Consider the following 11810-nt stretch of genomic DNA (forward strand, 5'->3'; position numbering starts at 1 on the left):
TTAATCTGTGTTAATGATTACTTTTTTCCCGTTTGAGATGATGTTTAAAATCTGCATTCGGAGAATGAATGGTTAAAATATTGATACAATGTATTAATATGCAACGGAAATTTGGTTTGTACATCGGTTATATTTACGGGATTATTTTATAATGGTGGTTTATACGGCCCCGGTATAATCTTTAATCAATGAAGAAAAAATACATAAAGTTATTCATTTTATTGCGCTTATGCTTTACTGGTCAGGCCGCAATGGCTCAATATGCGAGCGAGGCTATGGTGCATGGAAATCCGATTATACCAGGGTATTTTGCAGACCCAACCGTGAAAAAATTCGGAGATACCTATTATATATATGCCACAACCGATGGAAATGGCGGTGGTTTCGGTCCCTCTCAGGTATGGACATCCAAAGACTTTGTAAACTGGACCATGCAGGATATGAACTGGCCAACCACACACCACTATTGGGCGCCGGATGTAACACAGGGAGCCGATGGCAAATTTTACCTGTATTACTGTCAACCCGTAGAGATTTTCGGTGCCTCCTCTCTGAGCCCCGTTGGCCCGTGGACCTCGCTGTTGCCTACAGGCAAACCTATTGTGTCTAATTATATGGTGCCAAATGTGATTACACTTGATGGACAGACTTTCAAAGATGACGATGGCCAGTATTATATGTACTGGGGTACCTGGGGGATTTACCCTAACCACGGCTGTGGTGTTGGCCTTTTGAACGCAGACATGAAGTCTTTTGCCAAGCTGGGCCAGATTCCCAATACTGATGCAAAAGAATTTTTTGAAGCTCCGTTTGTGTTTAAAAGAAAAGGGATTTATTATCTGACTTATTCATCAGGATATTGTGAAGATGGTACTTACCGGGTTCAGTATGCCACAGCAACTAATCCGATGGGCCCGTTTAAATATGGTGCAAACAATCCTATTTTAGCTACAAATCAAGATGGAACGGTGCATGGGCCGGGCCACCAATCTGTATTGCAGCAGGGTGATAGTTTTTACCTGGTTTACCACCGGCATAATAACCCGCATAATGATGGCGGTTACCACAGGCAGGTAGCTGCAGATCAAATACAGTTTGATGAGGAAGGAAATATACTTAAGATTGTGCCTACCCATACCGGAATCGGTTACCTCGCCAAAAATGTCAATCCACATCCAAATTTAGCGCTAGGTAAAAAGGTCTCTGCATCTTCCAGCTATGATGAGAATTTTAAAGCGGAATTTGCCTTTGATGATAATAACGGAACCTTATGGAAAGGTAAAAGCAATGTAGGGCCTGCCTGGGTGCAGGTAGATTTAGGAAAAATATATGCTGTTAAAAGTGTTCATACACAGTTTGAATATGCGACATGGTATTATCAATATAAAATCATGTATTCGGCTGATGGAAAAAACTGGAGAGTTTATGCTGATCGCAGCAAAAATACCCGGCATGGAAGCCCAATGATTGATTTTGGCGATGTTAAGGCGCGATACCTCCGTACAATGGTTTTACACACAGAATATCCGGGATTGAATAAAGCCATATGGAATATCAAGGTTTTTGATCATGCAGAATACCAACCTGTAATGCATACGAAAATTAAAAAATGGGCACTTTTAAATGCTTTTGAACCAAAAGGTTTGTTAGTGGATCTGTCATTAGATCACCTCCGGGCAAACGCCGTGGTAACCAATGTTCAAAATAAGGGCAAGTTGGGTGGCGATTTTTCAGCTGTCGGACCAATTAAACCCCTTACCTCGATGATTGGTGGTAAAAAAGCGTTGTTTTTTACTGGCCGTGAGCGCTTATCCTCAACGGAGCCTGCACCAAAATCGCTGCTTGGAAACAGCAGCTATACTGTGAGTATGTGGGTTTTAAATCCGGAAATTGATAAAGAAGAAATCATTGTATCCTGGGCAGGGCGGGGCGGTGTTGATTTAAGTAATGCAGCGGTTGGTTATGGGAACAGTAAAACTGCCGGTGCCATCAACCATTTAGGTTGGGCAGATTTAGGCTATAAACACGTGCCAAAAGCCAACGAATGGCACTTGATCAGCGTTGTTTTTGATGGTACAATGGAACGGATTTATGTAGATGGGGAATTGGACAGAACCGAGAGAAGAATGCTTTTCATCAATAACCTTAAACATTTTCTGATTGGTGGAAATGAAGACGGAAGTGCAGGATTTTCTGGGGCATTGGCGTCTTTAAAAATTTATGATATTCCGCTAAGCCATGAACAGGTTAAAACTGCCTATAAAAAAGGACTGCCGAATAACACCCCGCTGTATGTTGAAGCTAAAAATCTCGACTATGGCAGGTTAGATCAGTGGACCAATAACGGCGCTGCTTTAGGGCACCTCGTAATTGAGGGTAAAGCAGAAGCTGCGGATGTAAACGGAAAAATAGCGGTGAAATTAGATCGTGGAGGACAGTTACTTTTAGGAAGTGAACTGGCGAAAAAACTAGACTTTTCAAAACCTTTTAGTGCTATTTTTTCACTATATGCGCTGGCTGGTGCAAAAACGGATTTATTTTTTGGCCATAAAACGACAAGCATAGTGGGCACCGGAAAGTGGCAGCAGGTAATCTGCACCTGCAATAAAGGAAAATTTAAGGTTGTTATCAATGGTAAAAGGCTTGAAAATATCGATTTGCCCGTCCCACCGAAAAATCAGCGTGTTTTAATCGGGGCAGCAACTACGGGGGATCCGGTATCCATATCTGCTATGGCTGCATATAATTATGCGCTTGATGATAGTGCATGTAAGCAGGAGTTTGATTTTTGGAAACAGACACACAATAGCAACCTCGTTAATGCGTCATTTGCTTCAAAACCAGCAGCGGTTACACCCAATATGGTTTATATGGCTGCGAATAAACCAACACTACCAGGTACCAGTTTTGAGTATCTTTTTCAAAAAGATGGAGATAAAAACACCCCGAAATGGCTAAAATCTTCAGCTTATACAGATTTCGCTGTTTCACCTCAAATGCGCTACGCTTATACCGTAAAGGTTAGAGATAACTTTGGCAATATTAGCCTGAACTCCTCGCCGGCTATGGTTACAACAGATTCTACACTTTTTATCATCAGAAAACAACGCGGACCGGCCATATCAATTCCGGCAGGAGCGGATGCTTTAAAGGGTACTTCCTGGGATGGTTTTACGGGAAATGCTGACACTGTAGCCCAGGAAGCCGGCGTGTTAAAATTAGTGTCGCACCATACATTTTGGGATGGATCAATGCCGGCCGGACCTTTTGCCTACCATCAGGTGGAAGGCGATTTTGTTGCTGAAGTGTTGCTGTCTGATATGTTAGGGTTGAATCAAAGGAAAGCCTATGGTGCAAACGAAGGTGGTTTAATGGTTAAAGAACCGGCAGGTACGACTAAGCTTTTACAAAATGGCGTGATGACAGGCTGGGGTATTGGAAACATTATTACCGACTTTCGTTCTGGAGAACGTAAACAATTGAATAACCAGTCCGGATGGAATTTTTATCGTCATTTACAGATAGAAAGGCAAGGAAATCTATTTTTTATGCGTGGCAGCCAGGATGGAAGGGATTGGGTAGATCTTCCCGGCAGTCCGATAAAAAGGGATGATATGAGCAGTGTTTTAGAGGTTGGTGTTTATCATGCTACTTACGGAGACATTTCCGGTTATGCATCGTTTAGTGATTTTAAGGTTATCCAGAAGAAAAAAAAATGATACCGCTTCAAACTTATTTCGTATTAATCGGTTGATTTTGAGTTTGAATGCCTGCTTCAAATTTGCGAAAAACTACCATTTAGAGGATCCACTGATAAGATCGTCGTTTTCGCGCATGCGGGAATCTTAATGCAAGCCTTTTAAGATTCCCGTCCGATGGCTATAGGATCAAGCTGGAATGACGACCTCTTGGCGGATACTATTCACTTAAATTTGTCTATCGTTCCTTTTGATTTTTTCAGAATAAATGATTCGTCTGGATGACATTTTATATCAATAATCATATGACCTCACTTTATTTGAAATGAAGATGTGTGCGATTGTTAATTACAAAGATTTTAACCAATCTACAACCTGCTCGCGGGTTTTGCCTGTTTTTTGCTGCAGTTTGCCATAAAGTTCATCATCTTTTCCCTCCTCATACTTTAAATCATCTTCAGTTAAATCTGCATAGGCCTGTTTAACTTTTCCTTTAAGTTCATTCCAGGCACCTTTGAGTTCTAATTTGTCCATTGTTTTAGTATTAAAAATTAATATTTCAGTTGTTTTAAAAAATTGGCTATGCCTTATCTAGTCTGAACATCTTTAGCGGCATATATGCTATCTACCACATATCTGCTAAATCCCCTCCAGGGTAGGCTGCTTTTATATTCCTTATAATGCAGTTCGTAAAATTTGCCACTGTTTCCCATCATTTGTTTAGCTATACTTTCATCGGTTACAGAAAATTCGAATTCATTGTTTTCCAACGTGCCCATTTGTCTGGAACGAACGCCGCTTTGAATCAGTTTTCCCTCATTGGTTTTGAAAATATATCCCTTTTTAACGATGTAATTCAGCTCTCCGGCTTTCACTCCTTCACCAAATACAAAGAAGTAATGATAATAAATCAGGCCGATAACCAGCACAATGCCAACTATTGCTGCAATGGTTCCGATTTTTTTTCCTGTAGTCATTGCTTAAATCATTTTGTTAAGTTGTTCTTATGTAAAGAGCGTATAGTGGATTTAGAAAACCCTCACACCATCATCTTTATTTTAAAAAAGAAACTGCTTCCTAAAGAAAGCAGCTTCTGATTTTTAGACTTAATTTGCAACGTCTCTTTTAACTTTGTTTGCCGTTCTCTGTCCTGGCAAGTAAATCTGAAATCCGAAAGACAGGTTTAGGTTATTTTGGGTTGTTGCACTTCCAAAACCAACCAGCCCGTTGTATTTTAATAAGGTTTCAAGGCCAATGTTTGGTGTAATAAAATAGGCAAAACCCGGCCCAACGCTTAAGTTTAAGCCATTTGTATTGCCACCGCCATTGCTTACATTAACACCGCCAATACCAACAGTAGCTTCAGCAAATAAACGGCCATGGCGTAATACTTCAACATCTTTTCCGGTATAATAGCGGCCTAATGCACCAACTCCGTAACTAGTGGTTGTGCTGGAGTTTTTAGCGGTTTTTAAACCAAAATTTACATAACCACCCACTGCAACATTATCCTGTATAAACCAGGCTGCTTTTGGAGTGATGTCTACACTGAATATTTTTGGATCATCTAAACCGAGGTTAATGTTGGTTAAGTTGCCTCCAACCATTACATTGCCTTTTTGGATCTGGGCATTTGCCGCAAAAATAGTCGTTGCAGAGATAATTGCTGTTGCTAAAAATTTTTTCATGATTGATAATTTATTTTTGATTAATATAAGGTGAATTCTACTCGACGGTTTTCCTGACGGCCCGCAGCAGTTTTATTGCTTGCTATCGGTTGATCTGGACCATAACCTGTTGCCTCGATCCTGGATGCATTTGCACCTTGAGAAACCAGATAAGCTTTTACCGATTCTGCTCTTTCTTTAGATAAGCGCAGGTTTAATTCTCTTCCACCCGTATTGTCTGTATGACCAGCTAATTTTAAGCTGAAATTTTTCTCTATTAGCAAGGCAGCGACACGGTTTAATGTGGTGTAAGATTTTGCGCGGATGGTTGATTTACCTAAATCAAATTCAAGATTTGAAATGGCATCTCTGACAATTTTGCGGTCAGCTTCTGTTACCACAGTTGTTTCTTTAATAATCGTTTGTTTAACAGCTATCGGGCAGCCTGATCCATCTACAACGGTTGCAGCTGCAGTACCCGGGCATTTATCAAATTTATTTGCTACTCCATCATTGTCATCGTCTCCTAAATCTTTGGCATACTGCTCGCGGTCTCTTGCAGCATTTTGCTCGGCTGTAGATAGTGCTCTTCTTAATTCTGCGCTTTCTTCTGCACTTTGTTTTCTTAGGTCTGCAACCGCACTGTAGTTTTGCAACTGAGAATTTTCTTTGTTTCCAAGTGCAAATTCCAAACCTGCATGGGCATATGAGAACCTGCTTTCGTTGTAAGCATTTTTAACAGTAGGAGAAGATTTAATGAAATTAATATCATAACCTAAATCGATATTAATTCCTTTGGCTACACCGAACTTAAATCCAACGCCCGTTGGGATATACCATCCCTCTCTATCCGTAAATACATCAACATTGGCTACTTTTGAATCTGAAGACATGTATCCGGCACCCGCTTTAACATAAGGAATCAGTACTGCATTCTGCGTGTTCAGACTAAAGTTGGCAATATTTAATACTGCGGTAAGGGAACCAGACCAGTTGATGCTGTTCACTTGTTCAATCGTGCTGCTGCTGTTTAAGGTTTTGATTTCTCCGCGAAGAAAATCGGCCTGTAAACCTAGTGCTGGTAAAATTTGCTTTTTGATGAATGCGCCGTAACCAATGCTTTTAAATTCTCTGGCTTTAACACTTCCTCTGCCTAAAAAAGTATTTTGGCTCAGTATACCTCCGTGGGCTCCTATACTCCAGGTCCTTAAAGATTGTTTGCCAAATCTTTCTGAAGTGGTTGGCGTTTCCTGCGCAAACAGTTGAGTTGATAAACTTATCAAGGTGATCAACATCGTAGATTTTGTAAAATTATTATTCATATTGTTCATTTCTATTGAGGGAATAACAGAGGGACAACATGAATGTTTCAATTTTGTTACACAAAAATACTCCTAAAAGGAGTGGCTTGTTTGGCTTCCAATAGGAATTGATTAGTATTTCACCGGTTTACGATGTAATGGGTGTAGACAAATTACAGCGATTGCTACTTATCTTAGCATTAATTTACTTTTCTTAACCAGATTGCTTGGCTAAAAGAATTCTTAGACCAGGCTGCTATTGTAAGACTCAGATCGGATGGGTTTGATCTCGACGGAGCAACCCGAAGCAGAGCGTTTTGGACCAGGTTATCTAATTGAGTTTAGGAGATTTGCTTCGCAAAGCCATTGGCTTTACGCTGCGAAGCTGACGATACCCCGGCGCTATGCAATTCCTTAACATCAGCTGACACCGTAAAGCAAATCCATTTTTTGCCTTCCTTCAGGCCTTCCGGTTTGAATAGGTTTCCAGTTTGTTAGCAATACTGAAATAACTGGCTACACTGATTTGAAGTGGAGTGCCTGTCATTGCGCACTTGGCTTTTATAGTAATAGCACCATGTTGAGCTTATATGTTGTTTAGTGCGTGGGTTTTATGGGAATAATGTTCCCTGCGTCATCGAAATACATGCGGTCCATGCAAACTTCACGGTTAAACCCTGCTGCATCGCCCATGTTTATGCCGTCAGGGTAATTGAATCTGTGGTAAATGATATACCATTCGTCTTTACCTGGAATCTGCAGCACAGAATTATGGCCCGTTCCAAAAATACCGGATTCGGGATTTTTCTGCAGCATGAGGTTATTATGCTGAATACTGATTGGACCTATTGGTGATTTGGACGTTCCATAACGTACACGGTAATTCTCACTTCGGGTATCATCTTCTGACCACATAAAATAATAGGTACCCTTTCTGTAAAATACATAACAACCCTCTCTGAAAGTTTCATCTGTTTTTAAAACCTTGGTCGAATTAGGTTTTAAAGAGATCATATCCTTATTTAGTTCAGCTACCGCCAGGTAACCGTTCCCCCAGTAGAGGTAGCTTTTTCCTGTTTTGGGATCAGTAAATACGGCAGGATCGATTTCTTGCCCGCCTTTAATTCCTTCAGGCTTAAAGTTAATCAGCGGCTTCCCGGAGTCTTTAAAAGGGCCTGTAGGGAGATCTGATGAAGCTACACCAATTTTTTGGGCTGCGGTAAAATAGTAAAAGTATTGATAGTCTTTTCCTACCTTTTTTTCGGCAATAGTGGGTGCCCAGGCATTGCGGTTACCCCATTTTACATCTTTTTTCAGGTCGAGGATAACGCCTTCATCCTTCCAGTTTATAAGGTCGGTAGAGGAGAACGTTTTGAAATAATATCCGCCCCAGCCGTCGAAACCGTCGCTGGTAGGGTAGATGTAGTATTTTTTAGTCTTATTGGCATAAAGTACATCCGGGTCGGCATAAAAACCGTCGAGTACCGGGTTTTTGGCGAGTTTTAGTTCCATGCCCAACGGGATTCCCCATTTAGCGGTTAAGTTTCGCAATTCACTGCGCGAAATTGGAATTATAGTACCGTGGCGGGGATGGAAATCCATTTTCACCTCATGATCAATCACTTTAAAGCGGTCTAAATCTGTACTCTCGCAAAACTGGTATTTACCCTTGCCATAAACATCATACATCAGAATATATTTATCTGATCTGTTGAGCTTAAATACTGCCGAACCTTCAACAGCATCGCGGGTTTGTTGTTTATAGCCTGGTTGTTCAATCCATCTTCCTGAAGTTAGGGAGTCGGTAAGGGCGAGCTTAATTCCGTTTCCATTGCCCTCAGTTTTATAGAACAGGTGGAAGATTCCGTTTTTGTTGATGATATCGCCATCAATACACGATTTGCCATTTTTTGGATTAAACAGCACTTTAGGTTCCTCTTCAAAATCGGTGAAGTCTTTATTGGCATAGGCATAATAAATAATATCAGGGCCGGTGCCATGCTGCATCGAGAAGTAAACCATGTACTTTCCTTTAGCGGGGTCAAATATGGTTTGGGGTGCCCATACGCGTTTAAGGTCGTCGTGGCCTTTGAAGCGTTTCTGGATATTGATGATGCTGTGTTTCCAGTTAATGAGGTCTTCTGATTTTAATAAAGTCATCGCCCGGTTAGAATCCCAGCCTTTTGATGATGTCATATCAGTTACCACCATATAAAAAGAACGACCATCTGCCGAACGTAAAATATGGGGATCGCGGATGCCACCGGTAGAACTGATCTGTTTCGAATCGAGCACGGGTTCATTGTTATTCAATGCGCGGTAATTGTAACCATCGGTGCTGATGGCAAAGCAAAGGGCTTCATCTTTTACTGCATTTCCTTTAAAATAGGTAAATAGATATCCTGCAAAATCTTTTTCTGCAGGCCCTGATTTATATTCCTGACTGAATAAATTTCCAATAAAAGCAAAATGTAAAAAAGAAAATAGGATCAGGCGTTTACATGGAAGTCTTTTCATATTTAAAGGATTGAGTTGATTACTGTATTTAATAAACAGGGTGTAGTGAATTAAAACCACACCCTGTTTATATTATTTTAAAGCTATTTTTTGCACAGGTGAGTAAACATACTCACCGGCAATTGTGGTTTTTACACCAATTCTTGCGTAAATAAAGTCAAGCGATTTAAGGTTGTCGGGAATATCAGCCGACAATGTTGTTTGTGCGCCAAATACAAGTGAAGGAATACTTCCGTCTACCCGAACTTCCCGCTGAACCTGATCGGTTAAAACCGATTTTCCCAGGTAGAGGCGTACCAGTTCAACATTGGCAGTAGCAACCACCTTATTCACGACAAAATTTGCATTGATGGTGTTTCCGGTTTTTTGAAAGGTTTCATTGGTAATGGTAAAGTAAGGCGTTACTGGCACATCAATATTGGTGTTTTCTGTAAGATTTACCCTGATCGTGTCAGTAGCCTGTTGCAACCAGGGCGCATCAGCACGACGTACTAATTTGTACTGACCGGCAAATAATTTTGAGGAAAAACTACCATCCTGATTCATGTACACATAAATAGGTGATTTGAGCGGATAACCATCCTGCCATAATTCTAACTGGGGGCCATTGTTACGAACACTCACTGCTTTTCCCTGATAAACCACTTTCCCGGATAAGGTTAATTCCGGAGCGTCGAAATTGTCGTATTCGCTGCAGCCGGCCAGAAAGATACTGGCTGCTGTTATGATTGTTAAAAATCTAAATTTCATCATCTTAATAATTAATGGAATGGGTTGCGAACAATTTTAGGGTTATTGTTCAATACCGTTTGATCAATTGAAGAGTAATAGTTCGCCATACGGAAGAACCTGGCACGGCGGAAGCGGGTTGGGCGAACGCGTGCGTAAATGTATTTGCCATTATCCGGATGGCCAGGTCTGACTACGCGGTAAGAATATAAACCCATTACTACTGCATTTGGGTCGGTTTCTGAACCATCCCATACGATGTGTGCAATGCGCCATCTTTTCAGATCGAAATAACGGTGATCTTCAAAAGCCAGCTCAATACGGCGCTCATTGCGGATGATATCATTTGTAAGGACACTTAAACTATTGGCCGGAAACCCGGCACGTGCACGAATTGTATTAACATATCCTAAAGCTTCCGGACGGCCTAACTCAAAAGCGGCTTCGGCAGCATTCAGGTAGATTTCGCCAAGGCGGAACCAAGGCCACCAGTTTACAGCCGATGTACCACGTGTACTGGCCGCGGCGGCGTCACTCACCATTTTACGGATATAGAAACCCGTATTGCTTACATCTACGGCATCATCTTTAGGTCCATCAAAACCTGTCCAAACCTGATTGTCCGTGTAATTTCCACCGAGTACTGATGAAGTAGTTAACTGATAACTACCGTTATTCCATACGGCTACTCCGGCTTGTATTCTTACTGCATTGTTTTTGAATGTTGTTCCGGGATAAATAACAGTTCCATATAAACGACCATCCTTGTTGGCAAAAATATCAGCAGGGTTAGCATAAGCAATGTAATTGCCACTGGCATCCTTATCTCTTAAAGTACCTTTTGTTCCGTCTAAATAATCGAAGCTCTCTACGAGGCTTAAGGAAGGTGAAATTGCTGATGAAGCTTCGTTATCCTCGGTCATGCTTTTGATGATGTTATCATAAGTAAAACGATGTACCTTGGTACCAAGTGCAAAATCTTTTGCAAAGATGACTTCACTTACAGGTTTTTTGTTCAGCATATCGTAGAAGTTCGCCCCTTTATCAGGATTGTTATTGTATAATGCATACGGACCAGCGATTACTTCTTTCGAAGCTGCAAGCGATTTGTTGTAATAATCTGTAGCCATTGAAGCTGGGATGCCCACCTCGCCACCAGTGGTGCTGATTGGAGCTGCCATTAAACTATTGTATTTGGCGATGGAAGCGGCATAAAGCATAGCCCTGCTTTCCAATGCTAAAGCTGTATATTTATTGGCACGTGTGGGTATACCGTTATTGCCTGACAGGTCAGCTTTAATTTCTTCCAGCTCTTTATAAATGAAATCGTAAACTTCTGATTCCTTTGCTCTCGGAACCTGTAGCGGACTGGGGTCGCCACTAAAATCGTAGATGAGTTGTTTTGTTACTAATGGTACACCACCCATGCGTTTTACCATTTCGAAGTAAACGAAGGCACGCATAAAACGCATTTCGCCTATATAGAGGCTTTTTTGGGCGGGTGTAAGTTTTGCGCCCTGGGCAGTGATGTTTTCAATGGAAAGGTTAAGGTCCCTGATCAATCCATAATCCCAGTAACGACCATAATCGTTGCCATATTGAAAGTCATTTTTGCCGTTCTGATCGCGCGTTCCCGACCACATGGCATCGTCCAGCTCGGTCATTCCGCCCGTATTAAAAACACCATGTAAGGAAGGCAGGCGGTTATAGTAATTTGCCAAAAGTGAAGTGATCAGATTTGGATCGTTCCACAATTGTTCATCGGTAATGGTGGTTTTAGATTCGCGGTAAAACCAGTCATCGTGTTTGCAGCTGTTCATGGTTAAACCCGTAAACAATGCAATCGCTATATAAATTTTTTTCATCTTAATCAATTTTTAAAGGTATTGATCAGCCTG

General features: G+C 41.2%; 8 protein-coding genes. 1 reads left to right on the forward strand and 7 read right to left on the reverse strand.

Going from position 1 to position 11810, the window contains the following annotated elements; translation table 11 throughout:
• Positions 1-188 precede the first annotated feature (188 nt).
• Positions 189-3719 (forward strand): family 43 glycosylhydrolase, encoded by a 3531-nt coding sequence (locus ACFE6N_RS11700; protein WP_378936606.1) that lies wholly within the window; start codon positions 189-191, stop codon positions 3717-3719.
• 327 nt (positions 3720-4046) lie between these two features.
• Here ACFE6N_RS11700 and ACFE6N_RS11705 read toward each other — a convergent pair whose 3' ends face one another.
• From ACFE6N_RS11705 to ACFE6N_RS11735, 7 genes are all read right to left on the reverse strand, one after another.
• Positions 4047-4232, reverse strand: coding sequence for a CsbD family protein (locus ACFE6N_RS11705; protein ID WP_055909662.1), 186 nt, complete (start codon positions 4230-4232; stop codon positions 4047-4049).
• Positions 4233-4285: 53 nt separating this feature from the next.
• On the reverse strand, positions 4286-4675 hold the full coding sequence (locus tag ACFE6N_RS11710) for a hypothetical protein (protein WP_378936608.1): 390 nt from the start codon (positions 4673-4675) through the stop codon (positions 4286-4288).
• 129 nt (positions 4676-4804) lie between these two features.
• Complete coding sequence (locus tag ACFE6N_RS11715; RefSeq protein ID WP_090981678.1) at positions 4805-5386, reverse strand: hypothetical protein; 582 nt, start codon at positions 5384-5386, stop codon at positions 4805-4807.
• Positions 5387-5406: 20 nt separating this feature from the next.
• Positions 5407-6687 carry an OmpA family protein gene (locus ACFE6N_RS11720; protein WP_378936610.1) on the reverse strand — a complete coding sequence of 427 codons (1281 nt, stop codon included), beginning with the start codon at positions 6685-6687 and terminating at the stop codon, positions 5407-5409.
• 576 nt (positions 6688-7263) lie between these two features.
• Complete coding sequence (locus ACFE6N_RS11725; RefSeq protein ID WP_378936611.1) at positions 7264-9183, reverse strand: family 43 glycosylhydrolase; 1920 nt, start codon at positions 9181-9183, stop codon at positions 7264-7266.
• 72 nt (positions 9184-9255) lie between these two features.
• A complete protein-coding gene (locus ACFE6N_RS11730; protein WP_378936613.1) occupies positions 9256-9933 on the reverse strand; it encodes a DUF3823 domain-containing protein in 678 nt (225 codons plus the stop codon).
• Between the two features lie 11 nt (positions 9934-9944).
• Entirely contained in the window at positions 9945-11777 is a 1833-nt protein-coding gene (locus tag ACFE6N_RS11735; RefSeq protein ID WP_378936615.1) for a RagB/SusD family nutrient uptake outer membrane protein, read from the reverse strand.
• Between the last annotated feature and the right edge of the window lie 33 nt (positions 11778-11810).

It is taken from the genome of Pedobacter sp. BG31, from assembly GCF_042464845.1.
GTDB lineage: Bacteria > Bacteroidota > Bacteroidia > Sphingobacteriales > Sphingobacteriaceae > Pedobacter > Pedobacter suwonensis.

Coding starts and splice junctions, on each gene's coding strand:
- ACFE6N_RS11705 (WP_055909662.1), bottom strand. CDS start 4,232: ATGGACAAATTAGAACTCAAAGGTGCCTGGAATGAACTTAAAGGAAAA.
- ACFE6N_RS11735 (WP_378936615.1), bottom strand. CDS start 11,777: ATGAAAAAAATTTATATAGCGATTGCATTGTTTACGGGTTTAACCATG.
- ACFE6N_RS11715 (WP_090981678.1), bottom strand. CDS start 5,386: ATGAAAAAATTTTTAGCAACAGCAATTATCTCTGCAACGACTATTTTT.
- ACFE6N_RS11700 (WP_378936606.1), top strand. CDS start 189: ATGAAGAAAAAATACATAAAGTTATTCATTTTATTGCGCTTATGCTTT.
- ACFE6N_RS11710 (WP_378936608.1), bottom strand. CDS start 4,675: ATGACTACAGGAAAAAAAATCGGAACCATTGCAGCAATAGTTGGCATT.
- ACFE6N_RS11730 (WP_378936613.1), bottom strand. CDS start 9,933: ATGAAATTTAGATTTTTAACAATCATAACAGCAGCCAGTATCTTTCTG.
- ACFE6N_RS11720 (WP_378936610.1), bottom strand. CDS start 6,687: ATGAATAATAATTTTACAAAATCTACGATGTTGATCACCTTGATAAGT.
- ACFE6N_RS11725 (WP_378936611.1), bottom strand. CDS start 9,183: ATGAAAAGACTTCCATGTAAACGCCTGATCCTATTTTCTTTTTTACAT.